Origin of the sequence: Vibrio nitrifigilis (assembly GCF_015686695.1) — a bacterium.
Classification (GTDB): Bacteria; Pseudomonadota; Gammaproteobacteria; order Enterobacterales; family Vibrionaceae; genus Vibrio; species Vibrio nitrifigilis.
This window is the reverse complement of sequence record NZ_JADPMR010000001.1, coordinates 1,818,980-1,835,455: the sequence shown is the minus strand read 5'-3', so window position 1 is coordinate 1,835,455 and position 16,476 is coordinate 1,818,980. Positions and strand designations below refer to the sequence as shown.

At 42.9% G+C, this 16,476-nt stretch carries 16 protein-coding genes; 6 read left to right on the top strand and 10 right to left on the bottom strand.

Annotated elements, in window-relative coordinates; translation table 11 throughout:
* Positions 1 to 171: 171 nt before the first annotated feature.
* The 3 genes from I1A42_RS08090 to I1A42_RS08080 form a co-directional block, all read right to left on the bottom strand.
* Entirely contained in the window at positions 172 to 1,269 is a 1,098-nt protein-coding gene (locus tag I1A42_RS08090) for a Fic family protein (RefSeq protein WP_196123799.1), read from the bottom strand.
* Between the two features lie 225 nt (positions 1,270 to 1,494).
* Positions 1,495 to 2,502, bottom strand: coding sequence for a DUF3080 domain-containing protein (locus I1A42_RS08085; RefSeq protein ID WP_196123167.1), 1,008 nt, complete (start codon positions 2,500 to 2,502; stop codon positions 1,495 to 1,497).
* Between the two features lie 105 nt (positions 2,503 to 2,607).
* Positions 2,608 to 4,014: an MATE family efflux transporter gene (locus tag I1A42_RS08080; protein WP_196123166.1), complete on the bottom strand. Its 1,407-nt coding sequence runs from the start codon at positions 4,012 to 4,014 to the stop codon at positions 2,608 to 2,610.
* Positions 4,015 to 4,160: 146 nt separating this feature from the next.
* Here I1A42_RS08080 and I1A42_RS08075 point away from each other — a divergent pair, with 146 nt between their 5' ends.
* Complete coding sequence (locus tag I1A42_RS08075) at positions 4,161 to 4,772, top strand: riboflavin synthase subunit alpha (protein ID WP_196123165.1); 612 nt, start codon at positions 4,161 to 4,163, stop codon at positions 4,770 to 4,772.
* Positions 4,773 to 4,880: 108 nt separating this feature from the next.
* Here I1A42_RS08075 and I1A42_RS08070 read toward each other — a convergent pair whose 3' ends face one another.
* Positions 4,881 to 5,084, bottom strand: a complete 204-nt coding sequence (locus I1A42_RS08070; RefSeq protein ID WP_161154514.1) for a CPXCG motif-containing cysteine-rich protein — start codon at positions 5,082 to 5,084, stop codon at positions 4,881 to 4,883.
* A 250-nt stretch (positions 5,085 to 5,334) separates the two neighbouring features.
* Positions 5,335 to 6,201, bottom strand: a complete 867-nt coding sequence (locus I1A42_RS08065; RefSeq protein ID WP_196123164.1) for a fructosamine kinase family protein — start codon at positions 6,199 to 6,201, stop codon at positions 5,335 to 5,337.
* 403 nt (positions 6,202 to 6,604) lie between these two features.
* Between I1A42_RS08065 and I1A42_RS08060 the strand changes: the two genes are divergently transcribed.
* Positions 6,605 to 6,946 carry a DUF3802 family protein gene (locus tag I1A42_RS08060; RefSeq protein ID WP_161154516.1) on the top strand — a complete coding sequence of 114 codons (342 nt, stop codon included), beginning with the start codon at positions 6,605 to 6,607 and terminating at the stop codon, positions 6,944 to 6,946.
* Between the two features lie 5 nt (positions 6,947 to 6,951).
* On the opposite strand, the gene I1A42_RS08055 is transcribed toward I1A42_RS08060, so the two are convergent.
* Positions 6,952 to 7,446, bottom strand: a complete 495-nt coding sequence (locus I1A42_RS08055; protein ID WP_196123163.1) for a C40 family peptidase — start codon at positions 7,444 to 7,446, stop codon at positions 6,952 to 6,954.
* A 193-nt stretch (positions 7,447 to 7,639) separates the two neighbouring features.
* On the bottom strand, positions 7,640 to 8,431 hold the full coding sequence (locus I1A42_RS08050) for a sterol desaturase family protein (protein WP_196123162.1): 792 nt from the start codon (positions 8,429 to 8,431) through the stop codon (positions 7,640 to 7,642).
* Between the two features lie 84 nt (positions 8,432 to 8,515).
* Here I1A42_RS08050 and I1A42_RS08045 point away from each other — a divergent pair, with 84 nt between their 5' ends.
* A complete protein-coding gene (locus I1A42_RS08045; RefSeq protein ID WP_196123161.1) occupies positions 8,516 to 9,271 on the top strand; it encodes a tRNA-uridine aminocarboxypropyltransferase in 756 nt (251 codons plus the stop codon).
* A gap of 94 nt (positions 9,272 to 9,365) precedes the next feature.
* Complete coding sequence (gene nagK / locus I1A42_RS08040; protein ID WP_196123160.1) at positions 9,366 to 10,274, top strand: N-acetylglucosamine kinase; 909 nt, start codon at positions 9,366 to 9,368, stop codon at positions 10,272 to 10,274.
* A gap of 42 nt (positions 10,275 to 10,316) precedes the next feature.
* On the opposite strand, the gene I1A42_RS08035 is transcribed toward nagK, so the two are convergent.
* Genes I1A42_RS08035 through mobA form a run of 3 tightly spaced genes read right to left on the bottom strand, consistent with a single transcriptional unit; the run spans position 10,317 to position 12,986 of the window.
* Positions 10,317 to 10,586, bottom strand: coding sequence for a DUF2960 domain-containing protein (locus I1A42_RS08035; protein ID WP_161154521.1), 270 nt, complete (start codon positions 10,584 to 10,586; stop codon positions 10,317 to 10,319).
* 28 nt (positions 10,587 to 10,614) lie between these two features.
* Positions 10,615 to 12,402 (bottom strand): bifunctional molybdopterin-guanine dinucleotide biosynthesis adaptor protein MobB/molybdopterin molybdotransferase MoeA, encoded by a 1,788-nt coding sequence (locus tag I1A42_RS08030; protein WP_408063517.1) that lies wholly within the window; start codon positions 12,400 to 12,402, stop codon positions 10,615 to 10,617.
* Positions 12,399 to 12,986, bottom strand: coding sequence for a molybdenum cofactor guanylyltransferase MobA (gene mobA, locus I1A42_RS08025; RefSeq protein WP_161154522.1), 588 nt, complete (start codon positions 12,984 to 12,986; stop codon positions 12,399 to 12,401). The genes I1A42_RS08030 and mobA overlap by 4 nt, the downstream gene beginning before the upstream one ends.
* A 314-nt stretch (positions 12,987 to 13,300) precedes the next feature.
* On the opposite strand from mobA, the gene I1A42_RS08020 reads away from it, so the two are divergent.
* Together I1A42_RS08020 and I1A42_RS08015 are read left to right on the top strand one after the other, a co-directional pair.
* Positions 13,301 to 14,749, top strand: coding sequence for a sigma-54-dependent transcriptional regulator (locus I1A42_RS08020; RefSeq protein ID WP_196123159.1), 1,449 nt, complete (start codon positions 13,301 to 13,303; stop codon positions 14,747 to 14,749).
* A 333-nt stretch (positions 14,750 to 15,082) separates the two neighbouring features.
* Positions 15,083 to 16,303, top strand: coding sequence for an ammonium transporter (locus I1A42_RS08015; protein ID WP_196123158.1), 1,221 nt, complete (start codon positions 15,083 to 15,085; stop codon positions 16,301 to 16,303).
* Positions 16,304 to 16,476: the final 173 nt, after the last annotated feature.

Genomic DNA, 16,476 nt, shown 5'->3' with positions numbered 1-16,476 from the left:
TGATCGTACGCTCGTTCCATGCTCGTTAAGGACGCTTTGCAGCACTATTTTATGAATCATAAAGCACTATAACTAAATTATTTAGATCCATAACTTTATGAGTTTCCACATGTTACAGCTCTTCTTTAACCCCTAATAAATGATTTGGCAAGGCTGAGGAAGAGCTGCTATTTATGGCAGTAAATATCGGGTGCTACGCCCACCTGAATCTGAGCGGATTAAACAGTCATGTTCTACCAAGGCGGTCAGGTGGCGAGTCGCCGTCGCTCTGCTGACCTTCGCCACTTTTTGATATTGACTGGTATTGATACCTTGGGCAAAGTCGCCATCAAGCATACGATTCAACACCTTAACTTGCTCACTATTGAGCTTAGTTTGGTCGATATGGCGCCAAAAATTGGTTTTATAAACGGTTTGATCGATGTCTGCCAATACGCTGGCAAACGTATGTTCGAGCGTATCCAAAAACCAAAGTAGCCATTCAGTAATATCCACATCGCCTTTTTGTGTATGCTCTAATATCTGATAATAACTTTTGCGATTAGCCAATATGCCTACAGACATCGCATAGAAGCGCACAGACTGATGCTCGGCTTGTGCCAATGCCAAGTCGGTTAATAAACGGGTGATACGTCCGTTGCCATCATCGAGTGGGTGTAACGTAACAAACCAAAGATGAGTGAGTGCAGCCCGCACTAGTGGATCAAGCGAGTAATCCTGTTTAGATTCATTAAACCAGTGGATAAAACGCTCAAGTTCTTGGTCTAACCGCGCACGATCGGGCGCTTCAAAATGCACATTTGGTCGGTCTATTCTTCCTGAGACGACTTGCATGGGCGCATGACCGCGTAATTGACCACCTATCACGGGGTTAAATAGGGTATATCCCTCGGGAAATAGCTTCTCATGCCATTGCAATAAGCGATTGAGAGTAAGAGGTTCATCGAGGTTTTCTACCGCATCAAGCATAATATCGGCTAAGCCATCAGTTTGTTCGGTAGTTGGAAATGGACGTTCCTCACTTAACCCCAATTTATTCGCCAGCGATGAGCGTACGGAAAAGGCATTAAGCTTTTCTCCCTCAATGGCGCTAGAGTGGACGATATTGGCCAGTAGGGTGTCGAGCATGGTTTGCTTTTCGTCTTGAGATTGAGCACTGACTTTGCCGACCAAGATACCTTGGTTTAATCTTACTTGACGCAAACGCGGCTCGATTTGGTGTTTATCCCAGGTAAAATTGGGCCATTGTTCACGTTGCCATATCCACATCATGTTCACCAGTGAGTCAAATGAGAGTTTTATTTGACTCATATTATGATTCAAATAAAACTCTTAAACAACTCATTTTATGATGCGAATTAGCGGTGTATTTGCATCAATCTAAGATAATTACGATCTTTAACGCACTATAACTTAACCGTTATGAACGGTGAAAAACGACACCTCAAGCATTGGAGAACTCGAATTTCTCTTTTAAATGTTTGATTATAAGTATTATTTTCCAACTTTAACGCCACAGCGTTCAAATAGATGTTGCCAATACGCAATGTGATGTAATGTCGCCTGCCGAAATTCTTGATGGACTTTCTTTAACGGAAAAGGAGCGACTGCGCTTAGTGAAGATGAGGCGAATAACGGCGCAATCAACTGGATTTGTTGATAAGCGCCATCGACAGAAGCGAGATAGGGCTGAATGTCACCGACGTAATATTTGTAAAAAACATTTTGTAATTGGTGAAAGCGTCGCTGGTCGCGATTTGAGCCGCACCAAATCGCGGAATCATGATGCTTAAGTTGCTGTGTTACGGTGTTAAGCCAATGGGTTAGGTTGGTCATCGAAAACATGAGATCGCCAAGCAAAGGCGATTTATCTAAAGTTTCTTGATAAGGCGTGATAGGTTGGGGCAACGGCGTTGAATGAGGCCGCGTCATCACCCATTGGTTTACTTTGAGTAGTGCAGTTAATGCCGATTGAATATCACCATAATTACGATCACGAAGATACCAACGATGGCTAGAGAGCTGGTGTCGCATAACATCACTGGTGTATAAAAAATTATGCCATTGCCAAGGTAACTGCTGTTCTTTTGTTTTTGTCACTTGAGTGAGCTGATGTTTCAGTTTGGGATCTATTTCGGGTGAGTTCATGCAATGATGAAGACCATGCAGTAACGCCATTTGGTAGTCAAGGTTACGAAATTGGTCCTGAACTTTACCTAAAATAGAATTGCGCTCGGCAATTAAATGAAATAGCTGACAATGACGAAGCTGGTAACTGTCGAGAATGCCCAAGGTCACTGCTGGAATCTGATGATTTAGGGCGCGTTTGTCAGGCAATGATTGTGTTTGAATGCTTGGTTCGGGCATAGGAGCTACATCTTGGATATTAGCGATGCGTGCAAGATAGGTTGAAAACTGTTGCTCTATGTGCGGGCGTTGCCATTGGCAAGCACTCAGAAAAAGAAGAGAGATGGATGAAATAATCAACAATCTAACTCTCATCGCATTCTCCTCTCCTCTACGCTACGTATTATGTGCCAGTTAATCGTTATACCCAGTGGTTATACGTACTCACTGGGCAGACACGATCATAATAATGCTGGAGAATTATGATCGCTCAAACGGCATATTCATTTCTGCGTCATGCCGATCCGTATAACCCAACGATTGTGCACCACCACGATGTTGTACCCAATATAAACGATGTCCGAGCATCACTGCCGCTGAACTTAAGCCAATGATAAACCCAATCCAGAAACCTTGTGCGCCCATGGCGGGAACAACCCAATTTGTGAGCCCCAAAATGTAACCCGTCGGAAGGCCAAATACCCAGTACGCAATAAAAGTGCGGACAAAAATGGCGCTCATATCTTTATACCCACGCAAAACACCAGCTGCAGTCACTTGAATGGCATCGGTACATTGATAGATGCAGGCAAACAGTAATAATTGCATTGCCAGCGTAATCACTGCTGGGTTATCGGTGTACAGTTCTGCAATATATTGGCGTAGTAAAAAGGTTAACGTAGCGGTGATCACTGCTGTTGATACTGCAATCATCAAAGCCACGTTGCTCGCGACTGTGGCGCCATGCAAGTTTTCTTCACCGAGCTTATTCCCAACTCGGATGGAGACAGCCGCACCGATACTCATTGGCAACATGAAAATTAAGGACGAGAAGTTTATCGCCACTTGGTGTGCGGCAACTACCAATGAGCCTAATGGTGATACCAATAAAGCGACAAGAGCAAATAAGGTCACCTCAAAAAATAACGCGGCGGCAACGGGAAAACCAAGTTTGAAGAGATTCCACTGTTCTTTGAGCTGCGGGCGATAAAACGTAGAAAACAGTTCGATATGTTTCAACCGTTTCGATGTCACGACATAAAAGAGCAACAATATAAACATTAGCCAGTAAACAATTGCAGTCGCGACACCACAACCAACCCCACCTAAAGCGGGTACGCCGAATTTGCCGTACACAAATATCCAGTTAAGAGGGACGTTAAATAGCAGCCCAATAAACCCAATGACCATCGCTGGTTTTGTTAATGCCATTCCATCGGTATAGCTGCGTAATGCTTGAAATAACAAGAATGCAGGTGCGGCAAAGATAATAGCGTGTAAATAGCCCATGGTTTTGACAGCCATATGAGCTTCAACTCCCATGGCTTTGATGATAAATCCAGTATTCAAAATCAAAACGATGATGGGGATGGACAAAAACAGCGCCATCGAAATACCTTGTTGGATTTCGAATGGGATTTTCTTTTGTCTTGATGCTCCATTGAGTTGTGCCACAACAGGTACCAGTGACATCAATAAGCCAACACCAAATAAAATGATGGGAAACCATAAACTTGATGCAACAGAAACCGCAGCCATATCGGTGGCACTCACACCGCCTGCCATGATTGTATCGACAAATCCCATTCCAGATTGAGCAATAGAAGCGACCAAAACGGGTGCCGCTAGCTTAATTAAGTTAGAGGCTTCTTTTTTATAACGTTGCACAAACGACTCCAAAAATGCACGCTGTATGCGAAGAGAACAGAAACAAGGCCGATAGGCTTGTAAATAGGTTTCTTGAAAGATGACTAGAGCGAATGATAAAGAAATGTCACACTAAGCACCATGAAAAACTCGTCCAGAGGATAAATATGTTTACTGGTATTGTAAAAGGGAAAGCAACAGTGGTTGCTATCGACAAAAAAGAACAATTTCAAACCCACACACTAGAGTTAGCTCCGCCACTTAATGAGAACATTGAAATTGGTGCGTCAGTTGCTCATAACGGTTGCTGTTTGACGGTAACGGAAATCAATGGAGCCCTGGTTTCGTTCGATCTTATGCAAGCAACGTTAGCGTTAACCAATCTTGGTTCAGTCAAGGTGGGTGACCAAGTAAATATAGAACGTGCGGCGAAATACGGCGATGAAATTGGTGGTCATACAATGTCTGGGCATATTACGACGACGGCCAATATCGTTGAAGTCATCATGACACCGAACAATAAAACCTTATGGTTTGAATTACCAACAGACTTGATGAAATATGTTTTACCGAAAGGGTTCATTGGCTTAGATGGTTGTTCGTTAACCATTGGGGAAGTAGACGGAAATCGTTTTAATGTACATTTGATTCCTGAAACGCTCGACAGAACACTGTTTGGTGAACGTCTAGTCGGTGATGCGGTTAATGTAGAATTGGACCCGCAAACTCAAGCGATTGTCGATACCGTGGAACGTGTGATGGAAAATAGAGCTCACTAAGCGTTAGGTATGGCAAATGGATACCCTTTGAGTGACATTGTCACTTATCGCAGTAATTAATAGTAACGTTAGCGCCAGAGGGCAATATCTGCAACTGGCGCTGGGTTATTAGAAATATTGTTCATCATCAGCATCAACATCAAGTTCGATGGTGTTTTCTCTTTCATCGACTCGCAAATTAAAATGAATTGGATTACAGCAAGCAGGGCAGTCGTCATAAAATTCTTCACTGCCAAGTGATGTATCCAGATTAACGGGGATATGATGCCCACAGTGTGGACATTGAATGGTTTTACCAATAATACCTCTCATGGTTAAGCCCTCGCTTCATGTTCACTTCGGGTTCATCGTCGTTCCATTGACGAAGCGTAACTATCTTACTTATCAATAATAGAAGTTAAGCGAGAAAAAGCACATCGATTGCTCACATTTTTGAATAATAAAAACCATAAATAGTATTGTATTTCAATGGTTTATTTAAATTTAGTTAAGAGGGGGGATAACGGCTTAATCTAGTATTAAACCGTTAATGTTGCCGAGGATGATCATCAACGATCGGCGATTATGATTGCTGAATTTTTTTGATCAGCGTTTCTACTTCCGTTAAATATTGTCCACCAAAAAGATGGTAATGATTGAGCAGGTGGTAAAGGTTATAAATATCTTTGCGTTGGTAGTAGCCATTGTCGAGCGGCCAAACACTTTCGTAACCTTCATAAAACGTTGTGTGAAATCCACCAAACAGTTCTGTCATCGCTAGATCGCATTCACGATCACCCCAGTATGAAGCGGGATCGTAGCAGACAGGCCCAAAGTCACACTGTCCTGCATTACCACTCCATAGATCACCGTGGAGTAATGAAGGCCTTGGGTCGTGATGAGACAGTTTCTCTTGTACTAAGCTGACAAAAGTCGGAATGTCCACCAGCTCTAAGCCTTTTTCTTTCAGCAATTGCAGCATCCAACCGATGCGCTGTTCGGCAAAAAACACTGACCATTTATTGGTCCAAGCATTGGGTTGGATAGTGGTTCCAATGTAGTTATCTTCATCAAATCCAAATTGTTTTTGCTCTCCCCATTTGTGCAGATGTGCCAATTGGATACCAAATTCACGACTGTAATGAGTATCTTCTAGCGAATGAGTTGGGAGGTAATTAAGAATGATAAACGAGTGCTGCTTGGATTGACCGGTTAATACGACTTCGGGCACAAAGACAGTGCGAGTTTCTTTAAGTAGTTTCAGGGACGCTTCTTCTGCCAAGTAATGAGGGAGAAATTCTCGTTCATTCGTTTTAACGAAGTACCGCTCACGACCATCACTTATCATGTAGGACTGGCTAATATCACCACCAGAGATGCGGCGTTTCTCTTGAATATTGTATTCAAACATCAAGGTATCTGAGAGTTGTTGAGCTATTGCTGGCCACATAATCACACTCCTTTTCGCGCCGCAAACTGCGCTACCAATACTATCTTAGCCAATTGTTGAGCATTCGCCACGTTAGGTAAAACAGATGTACATCTCTTTTAACTTAAAATTCACTCTTGAAACGTGATCCAGTTGGAAATAATAGGGGTATTTAAGTTGAGCTAAAGGATGATATTTATGCCTATACTTATTTCGTTAAGCCAAAGAATGAGAACGTAAAGATATGCAACCTAACTAGAATGATACGTCAATGATAATTTGTGTTTTACTTAGCAAAAATATCGATTGTTCAAATATTTGGCTCAAAGCGCCACATTCGCCGTTTCGGTCTTGTTAAATTGGGCGCACATGAATTAGTATAAAAGCTGGTTAAACTTCTTAGCAGTATAAGCGGGGAATAAAAGTGGTTGTAGAAACCGACGGTTACTTAGCACTCATAGAGCACCTTTCGTTCAACCTTGATGTTTTCACCGATAAAGGTGATATCGGCGAAGAGAGCGTAGAAGATGTTGTCACTGACATGGTGGCAAGTAATATTATGGCCATCTTTGAACAGAACCCTGAACTACACTCAAGCGTTCGCTTCAAATTGCTAAAAGAAGCAGATGACGTGGTTGAAGATTTGAGTGAGGTTCTCGCTGGCGTTTGGAAAAAACCAGCAACTAATAGTCAAATCGTGTTTTTGGATGAATACATTGCCTTAGTCAAAAACCTTTTTGATACTGCTGTTGCAACGTACGACTAATCTAGTTAGTTAGGGCGGATACGACGAAATTGCCAGAACGTATTAGCCCAATACGGGTTATCCAGGCGTGATATGATAACGCCTTTTGATGATGAAGCATGCATAAAGCGCTGGTTACCCAAATAAATCCCCACATGTTCTGATTTTCGACTTATCTTAAAAAACACCAAATCTCCGTATTTCGCCTGCTGTTCTTTTATTGCTATTCCTACATGGCTTTGTTTTGTTGTTGTTCTCGGTAGCTGAAAATCCCACGCTTCGCGATAAGCAATTTGTACAAATGCGGAACAATCGACTCCACTTTGTGTAGTTCCTCCCCAACGATAAGGAACGCCTTGCCAGTTTTCATAGACAGAAAATAGAGGTAACTCTCGCTGCTCAGCTGGCGTATGCAGGGCATTTTTATCCGCTCGTATCTGCTGAGTCAGGTTGGGAGACGAAGAACATCCGGTAATGAAAAGCACACTTATGATGCAGCAAGTAAACAGCGATTGGGTCATGTTAGGAATGCAAACAGCATTGAAGTTCATTATTAATACACATAAAAATATCAATTATTTTGACTGCAGTGTAGCAGAGCGTTTGTCATACAGTTATTTAGAATGTCAAAGCTTGCTTCTGCTCTCGGTTTGAATATCCCTAACGTTTCATTGACTTGAAGGATTTATATCACCTAACGATTAGGATTCACTGTTAACGAGATTTAAATGGTTGACTAATCAGCCTATCAATCCACTGTTCACGGGAGTGACGAAAGCGATCGAGACCAAGCTTCATGCGCTCGTGGCCCATTAGTGGTTGAGCGGTGTAGGTGCCGAGTAACCTGTCCCAAAGTGAAATTGAAAAGCCAAAATTGCTATGGGTTTCATACGGATTTCTGCTGTGATGTACTCGATGCATATCTGGTGTCACGATTAATGTTCTTAACTGGCGCTCACGCAAAGGGTGCAAACGAATATTACTGTGATTAAACAAGATGGATAAACCAAATAGTATTTCGTAGACAGTGACAGCAAAAACGGGCGCGCCAAGAAGTGTAATTATCCCGATTTTTACCCAGACCATCAGTAGTACTTCGACAGGATGAAATCTTAGTGACGTTGTCACATCAACATCTAAATCACTGTGGTGAGTAGAATGGATGCGCCACAGTAAAGGTAAGCGATGGAATAAAACGTGAACACAGTAAAGCGATAGATCGAGCACGAGTAAAGTGATCACTAGCTCGACCCAGTGGGGATAGTGAAAAGTGTTTAAAATACCAAACCCATTAGATTGACTCCAAATAGCGGATGTAATCGAATAAAATGGAATCAGAAAATACAGTAGACACAAATTGGCAAACGCGAGCAGGATATGATTTAGCCAGCGTAGTCGTTTGACTTGGGTGAGCGTGCGTTTAGGGCGGTTCGACTCCCAAATTGCGAATACAATAAAAACTAACAGAAAGAAACTCCAATGTACCCATTGATTGTATCCATTCATTCGCATCCCCTCACTATTAGTGCTGGCTTCAGCAGATAACCAGCAGTAGAATTCTCACCATTTTTGTCACCACTATTAGTCATAATGAGAATTCACGGTTTTCACCATTTGTATCAACATCGCTTGCAACTATCAACTCGTCCATTTGCTGCCAGAGGAGCTAAAATCGATCGTTGTCCATATTGTCGAGTCGATAAAAAAACCTGTTTATGCGCCTATCAACCGAATATTACAACAGACGTTGCAGTGTTACTGATATTGTCTGAAAACGAGGTGTTTAAGCCGAGTAATACAGGCCGTTTGATTGCAGACACAGTGAAAGAAACCTTTGTTTATCAGTGGAACCGCACGCAACCTGATCCATCCATGTTAGCGCTGTTAAACGATCCTGCCTACTATCCTGTGTTGGTTTTTCCTGCAGAACATGAGGAGGATCAAGCAAGAACCATTAAGCCTAACTCCGTGGTTCAATCAGGTAAAAAACCACTGTTAATTTTTCTGGATGGAAGTTGGCGCGAAGCCAAAAAAATATTTAGAAAATCGAGTTACTTGGCTGATTTGCCGATGATATCTGTGCATCCTACCGTACTATCTGAATATATGATGCGTAAATCAGATAATGAACAGCATTTGGCCACCGCAGAGGTGGCTTGTTTAGTGCTTGACGCGGTAGGTGAACATTGGGGCGCACAGGTATTACATGCTTGGTTTGAAGCGTTTAAGGAAAGCTATATGCGCGGGAAAAGTCGCTCCGCTTACAGTTCTGCAAGACCAGCACTGCAACGTTATCGTGATACGCTATCGCAACACGGTATAACGTCACAAGAAAGTAATAAGTGAGTGAATATGCATGAAAATACCGCACAAACAGTATCTTAATGGTATGCTTAAGTAAAACAGGAAAGTAAAGAACCCAAATACGAGGAGTAGCGTAATGTATTACGGATTTGATGTCGGTGGGACAAAAATCGAATTCGGTGCGTTTGATGAGCAGTTAAATCGCGTCGCCACAGAGCGTGTGCCAACCGACACCGGAGATTACCAGCGACTGATTCAATCCATTGCGGAGATTGTTGAACGCTATGACGAGAAATTTGGCGAAAAAGGCTTAGTCGGGCTGGGAATCCCAGGAATGGAAGATGCCGATGATGGCACGGTTCTCACGGTGAATATTGCTTCTGCAAATGGTAAACCGATGCGAGCCGATTTAGAAGCTGCCATTGGTCGTTCAGTACGGATTGAAAATGACGCTAACTGTTTCGCTCTTTCAGAAGCGTGGGATGAAGAGTTTCGTCAATCGCCATCTGTGATGGGGCTTATTCTTGGCACTGGTTTTGGTGGCGGTTTGGTGTATGACGGAAAAATTTTCTCTGGTCGCAATCACGTGGCTGGTGAGATGGGGCATATGCGTGTGCCTATCGATGCTTGGTTCTTTTTAGGTGACAATCCTCCGTTACTACAATGCGGGTGCGGAAAAAAAGGGTGTTTAGATAATTATCTTTCCGGCCGTGGTTTTGAGCTTTTGTATGCCCATGATTACGGTGAGAAAAAATCAGCACCAGACATCATCAACGCCTACGAACAGGGTGAAAAAGATGCGACGGAATTTGTGAATAAATTTCTTGAGTTCTTATCGATCTGTTTTGCGAATCTGTTTACCGCCAATGATCCTCATGTAGTGGTGCTAGGTGGTGGTCTGTCTAACTTCGATTTGCTTTATGAAGAGTTACCAAAGCGCATCCCTCAATATTTACTTTCTGTGGCTAAATGCCCACAAATTGTAAAAGCTCGCCATGGTGATTCTGGTGGTGTACGAGGCGCGGCGTTTCTGAATATTCGTTAATGCCAGCCGAAAGTAAAGGGCTGCATAAATGCAGCCCTAATATTATGATTTAGGTTTTTTCCCTACGCCGAAGTTTTCTTTGGGCTTCAACGTAATTGTGCCAAATCCCAATTTTCTAAAGTGATTGTCACGGTAATTACGCACCGCTTTTTTATCAGAAATCGCTTCGATTTGCTGTTCCATTTTTAGATATTCAGTGAGATCGATTCCTTCAGCATCTGCAACTGCTTCATGGATAGAACGATACTTTTCATAAGTAAACGTCAGCGTTTTTTCTTCGTTTTTATAGGTGTAAATAATCGTGCGCGACATGATAAATTCTCAAGTGTTTCATTAAGGCCTAGATTCTGCCTTGTAGTGGGATAATTGTCACGTATTCGCCGGGTTTTATTGTATCGACCTGCTCAGCTATTTCGATTAAACAATTTGCCTGACTCATCGAGTGCAGTAATCCAGAGCCCTGATGCCCGGTGGTCGATACGGTGAGTTGGCCTTGTGGGTTCACTGTATAAATGCCTCGAGAAAATTCGGTTCTTCCTTGGCGAGAACGCATTTTTTCTACTGCTTTAGCTTGAGTTTTTAACGGCTGCCAAGTGAGGTCTCCCTGCATTTTATAAACGGCCGGTTCGACGAAATTAATAAATGACACCATCGCAGCAACCGGGTTACCTGGTAAACCAAAAATGGGCGTATCTTTGATCCGACCAAACGCTAATGGTCGTCCCGGGCGCATGTTAATTCGCCAAAAATTAACCTGACCCGTCGATTCCATCGCCTGTTTAACAAAATCTGCATCGCCAACGGATACACCGCCCGAGGTGACAATGAGATCAACGTGTTTCGCCATGTCGGTAAGTGAATCGGTGATCACCGCGAGGTTATCAGGCAAGATGCCCATATCGAGCACATCACAGTGTAGACGGGTCAATAAACCTTTTAGGCTATAGCGATTAGCATCAAAAAGACCGTGAGCAGAGGGATGGTTTCCTGGTTCAAATACTTCGTCACCGGTGGAAAATACCGCCACTTTCAAACGTCGTTTAACATTGACGCTATCAAGACCGAGTGCTGCAAGCATCCCCAGCTCGGCCGACCCAATTTGCTGGCCCGATTCGAACACAGTTTGGCCAATTTGCAGATCTTCACCAGGTTGGCGTACGTTTTGTCCCGCCTTTATCGCGGCGTTAGGGAAACGGACCATGCCGTTTTCCTCTTGAGCTTGTTCGCGCATAATGACGGTATCGGCGCCTTCTGGTAAGGGCGCTCCCGTCATAATTTTTACTGCCTGGCCTGATTGAATGCATTCTGAATAGTGATGACCGGCTAGCACATTCGCCACAACTTTGAATTCGGTGTGTTCAATATCGGCTGATCTTATCGCATACCCATCCATGGCTGAGTTACAAAAGGCAGGGACATTAATAGATGAAGTGACGACGTCACTTATTGTGCGGTGTTGAGCGTGATTCAGTGGCACAGATTCTGTACCGCTAACGGGTGTCAGCGAATCGGTAATGCGCTTTATTGCAGCATTAACCGACAAGGATTGGTGTTGATGTTCTGTGTCACAACTGCCGGACTGTTTTTGTTTTTCTAATGGAGCCGATACTTGCGGTTTTACGTACTCCGTCACGAATGTCGCGATAGCATCAATGTCATTAATATTGAGATATGTCAGTTGATGAGACGTTGCCGATAGAGGCTGATCTGATGCGACGGCAATAATGCTATCGTCATGGGGGTAAAGCCATGGTTTTCCTACGCTCTCACGATGTAACTCGATTTTTGGAAAAGCAATATTTTTGCAGCCTTCAACTAAGATGATATCGAGATGTTCAATATCAAATTGCTGCAGTAGGGTGGCAAATTCAGCTTCGTTTTCCGGTGTTTCGGTGATTTTTGCATAACGCAGGTGAGAGGCTATCACCATTTGATTTGCCCCCGCTTTGCGTAAGCGGTAGCTGTCTTTACCGGGTTTATCTATATCAAAATCATGATGGGCGTGTTTAAGAGCCCCAACTCGTAAGCCACGCTGCGTTAGTTTTGGTAGTAATGCTTCAAGTAATGTGGTTTTACCTGTACCTGAGTAGGCGGCAAAACCCAGTAATGGAATATTGGGTAACATCATTGTGTTAATTCTCCAAATTTTGCTAGCTCTTGTGGTGTATTTAAGTTGAGAAAACACTCAGGAGCATCGCTAAAATCCACTTCTTGAAAACGACATTCTCGGATAAAAAACATCAACTTGCGTTCACCACGTTGTAAAAATTCAGTCAGTTTGGGTAATACACGGCGGTGCATTAACGCAAATACTGGCTGCTGCTTATCCCCATCGGTTGCGACGAGTACATCGATTCCATCTGTCACATGAGCACAGAAACGCGTGACGAGATCTTTATGTAGGCGAGGGCAATCACATGGCACAAACCCAACCCATTCATTCTTGCTGGCGGTTAATCCGGCGTGCATACCAGCCAAGGGACCTGGGTATTCTGAAAAAAGATCTTTAATCACAGGGGCATACGCTTGGTAGGTGGATAGATTACGGTTGGCGTTGATGACAATGTGAGAAGTTTGAGGGCGCAATCGTTCTATTACATGCTCGATTAACGGCATTTGATTAAGTTGAACGAGCCCTTTGTCATGACCACCCATACGGCTGGCTTGTCCACCCGCTAATATGACCCATGTGGTTTGTGAAGGAGAAAGCATGGTTAAGATCCCTATCAAAGTTCGACGCTAGGTTACTAAAGAAGGCGCGTATAAACCTTGCGTTATATCAGTGCTCGGTAGTCAAAATAAATAAATCAGCAATATCTCAATACGTTACACACACCATGTGCAATTTACCACTTAAGTATCAGAGATAAGTTACTAATTTATATTTATTATTTTTATGAAAAAGCAACGTTTCAGTTAATTTTATCAATAAACTCTAATGTAACGCACAAATTGATCTAAAGCGACTAACCGTTATGTCAGAGAGCCCCTACCTTTATAGCGTCTTCGAATAGATAGAGAATGTAATGACTGCCAATACTGACTTAAAACATTTGCCTTTGTACCAGGCGTTTTCGGTTCTGGTCATACAATACGAAGGACAAGATCAGCATGATCTATTGCACGCATTAGAAAATTGGTTTGCAACTATTCATAGCGTGAGTAGTTATTCTGACGCAGTAAACAGCGCAGAGAAGCATCATTATGATTTGGTCATTGTCGATGTCGATGTGGTGTTCGAGGAAGAGGTGATTTGGGAGCAGCTAGCTCATTGGCATGAAGAAAAGTCAGACGTTCTGCTATTGGTTCAGCTTGCTGAATTCGATCGAGTGGTTTCTGCGTTTAAGCTTGGGCTATGTGATTTCATTATTAATCCTGTTAACTCTGATCAGCTTACCCATATGATTAAACGTTGTATGGAAAGGCGACTCAAAGATCGACGTTTAGGTGCACATCACTTCAACTTTACTCGCCATAGCTCAAGCCAGATTATTGGTCAGTCAGAAATTACCAAGCTGTTGCGTCAACATATCGAACACATTGGTCCTTCAAAGGCGAGTGTATTGATTGAGGGCCAGCCAGGCACCGGTAAGGAGCTGATTGCACGTGAACTACATGAAAAGAGCCGACGCATTGGTCCTTTTGTGCCTTTCAGCTGCGCATCTATCTCAATGGAGACATTAAGCAGCCAGTTATATGGTGAGTTAATCGTTGCCCGTGATGGTGTGCGCAAATTGAAAGAGGGGGTGTTTAAATTAGCCAATGGAGGCACACTCTATTTAGACGAAATCGCTAATTTTCCACTCAGTGCACAAGATACATTACTCAATGTGCTAGAAGAACGAGCCATTAGACCCATAGGTTCGAAGTATGAATTTAAAGTTGATGTACGAGTTGTTGCTGGTACTCAGGTTAACTTACATCAACTCGTTCAACAGGGACGTTTTCGCAGTGAGTTACTCTATCGATTAAATGTGGTTCGGGTAGAAGTACAACCACTTAAGAATCGTAAAAGTGATTTGCGCGAGTTGGTGCCTTTTCTCGCGGGGCGTTTATGCACGGATTTATGTCTGCCATTACCTAAATGGAATGACCAAGATATTAAAATTATTCGTGAATACGATTGGCCCGGAAACGTAAGAGAGCTACGTAACTTAATCGAAAACTGTATTTTACTTGGTAAAACACCACGTGAATATTGGCGAGACCGTGAAAAATACAGCAGTGGTCCACCGGTAACTGTGACGGTCTCACATGGTTCGCAGATTCCCTATTATGCAGAGCCGAAAGAATCAGTACCCGTTCAAAGTACGGGCTACCCTGATGATTGGCCACTTAAACAGGTTGAGCGTCATCATATAGAACAAGTGGTGAAAGTGCACGAAGGCAATAAATCAGCCGCTTCCCGCGCTTTAGGCGTCGCGCGTAAAACATTAGAGCGTAAATTTAAAGAATGGGATAGTGATAACGAATAATCAGTAAACCGTTAACGCATGTGTGATTTTATGTTGTTTAGATTAATACTCTAACCAATAAAGTGCGCACCAATATTGTACTTATGAACTATATTGGTGCGTATGCAAACATTTTTCAAATGACAATCAATTCTACTCTTTCCTCATAAATGCTTTTCCTATTTTAACTAATTCAAATAGTTATATTTAAATAGTCGGTTTTTTTATTAACATTGCACTATAACGGATCGTTTTTTGCAAAAGCAGAATAAAAAATTACTAAATCACCATTATGGTGAGTTCAATTATGCGCAGCACATTATTGGTGCGCATTGCATTATGGAGTAAACGAGAATGATCAACGACGTCCGTCAGGTACAAGGTGTTATTCAAACCTTGACGCAAAGTTCCGACACTTTATTTTTACTATTAGGCGCTATCATGGTGTTTTTGATGCATGCCGGGTTTGCTTTTTTAGAAGTGGGAACAGTCAGGCGTAAAAACCAAGTGAATGCTCTAGTCAAAATTCTTGCTGATTTTGGGATTTCAACCATTGCATATTTCTTTATTGGTTACTGGATTGCGTATGGTCATCATTTTTTTGGCAGTGCGACAGAACTTGCACAAGGTAATGGTTATGAATTAGTGAAATTCTTTTTCCTACTGACTTTTGCTGCGGCTATCCCCGCGATTGTTTCTGGCGGTGTGGCAGAACGTGCGCGTTTCTATCCACTGTTAATCGCTACATTCTTTACGGTTGGCGTTGTTTATCCATTTTTCGAAGGCATCATCTGGAATGGTAACTTGGGTTTACAAAGTTGGTTTACGGCGACTTTTGGTGCGCCATTCCATGACTTCGCTGGATCTGTCGTTGTCCATGGCGTAGGCGGCTGGATCGCATTAGTTGCTGTCAAATTATTGGGAATGCGCCATGGTCGCATTCGCGCGGGTAAACATACCAACTTTGCGCCATCCAATATTCCTTTTCTCGCATTGGGTGCTTGGATTTTATGTGTCGGCTGGTTCGGATTTAATGTCATGTCGGCGCAAACACTGGCCGGTATTAGCGGATTAGTCGCGATGAACTCATTAATGGCAATGGCAGGCGGAATTTTAGCCTCTCTTGTGGCGGGCAAAAATGACCCTGGGTTTATTCATAATGGCCCGTTAGCGGGCTTAGTGGCAGTATGTGCAGGATCTGATTTAATGCACCCGTTTGGTGCCTTTATTACCGGGATTATTGCTGGCGTGCTCTTTGTTTGGTTGTTCACTGCGTTACAAAATAAAACCAAAATCGACGATGTACTCGGTGTATGGCCGCTACATGGTGTTTGTGGTGCATGGGGTGGCGTTGCTGCCGGTATTTTTGGTCAGAAAGCCTTAGGTGGTATTGGTGGTGTTAGTTTCACTGTACAACTATTAGGTACGTTAGTTGGGATTATCGTGGCAGTCGCTGGGTCGTTTATTGTTTATGGCACATTAAGTAAAACCACCGGTTTGCGCCTCACTGAAGAGGAAGAGTTCAACGGCGCAGATTTAAGTATCCACCGAATTTCTTCAACCAACGAAGATTAAGTACCGTTTTAAGGATAGATAAACGAGTAGGCGGTGAGCCTACTCGTTTTTTTATTGCTACAACAAAGGTCTACAGACTAAGGTCTAACACAAACCACTACAGCAATATAGGTATAAGTGTTAAGCTTTTATATACCCAAATGACCTCAAGATGCAGGATTCAGAGCTTCATC

Bases quoted from the DNA above. Each gene is read 5' to 3' on its own strand.
- I1A42_RS08050 (WP_196123162.1), bottom strand. From the start codon at position 8,431: ATGAATGGATACAATCAATGGGTACATTGGAGTTTCTTTCTGTTAGTT.
- I1A42_RS08030 (WP_408063517.1), bottom strand. From the start codon at position 12,402: ATGATGTTACCCAATATTCCATTACTGGGTTTTGCCGCCTACTCAGGT.
- I1A42_RS08065 (WP_196123164.1), bottom strand. From the start codon at position 6,201: ATGTGGCCAGCAATAGCTCAACAACTCTCAGATACCTTGATGTTTGAA.
- mobA (WP_161154522.1), bottom strand. From the start codon at position 12,986: ATGCTTTCTCCTTCACAAACCACATGGGTCATATTAGCGGGTGGACAA.
- I1A42_RS08020 (WP_196123159.1), top strand. From the start codon at position 13,301: ATGACTGCCAATACTGACTTAAAACATTTGCCTTTGTACCAGGCGTTT.
- I1A42_RS08045 (WP_196123161.1), top strand. From the start codon at position 8,516: ATGAGAATTCACGGTTTTCACCATTTGTATCAACATCGCTTGCAACTA.
- I1A42_RS08055 (WP_196123163.1), bottom strand. From the start codon at position 7,446: ATGACCCAATCGCTGTTTACTTGCTGCATCATAAGTGTGCTTTTCATT.
- I1A42_RS08075 (WP_196123165.1), top strand. From the start codon at position 4,161: ATGTTTACTGGTATTGTAAAAGGGAAAGCAACAGTGGTTGCTATCGAC.
- I1A42_RS08015 (WP_196123158.1), top strand. From the start codon at position 15,083: ATGATCAACGACGTCCGTCAGGTACAAGGTGTTATTCAAACCTTGACG.
- I1A42_RS08090 (WP_196123799.1), bottom strand. From the start codon at position 1,269: ATGTGGATATGGCAACGTGAACAATGGCCCAATTTTACCTGGGATAAA.
- I1A42_RS08070 (WP_161154514.1), bottom strand. From the start codon at position 5,084: ATGAGAGGTATTATTGGTAAAACCATTCAATGTCCACACTGTGGGCAT.
- nagK (WP_196123160.1), top strand. From the start codon at position 9,366: ATGTATTACGGATTTGATGTCGGTGGGACAAAAATCGAATTCGGTGCG.
- I1A42_RS08085 (WP_196123167.1), bottom strand. From the start codon at position 2,502: ATGAGAGTTAGATTGTTGATTATTTCATCCATCTCTCTTCTTTTTCTG.
- I1A42_RS08035 (WP_161154521.1), bottom strand. From the start codon at position 10,586: ATGTCGCGCACGATTATTTACACCTATAAAAACGAAGAAAAAACGCTG.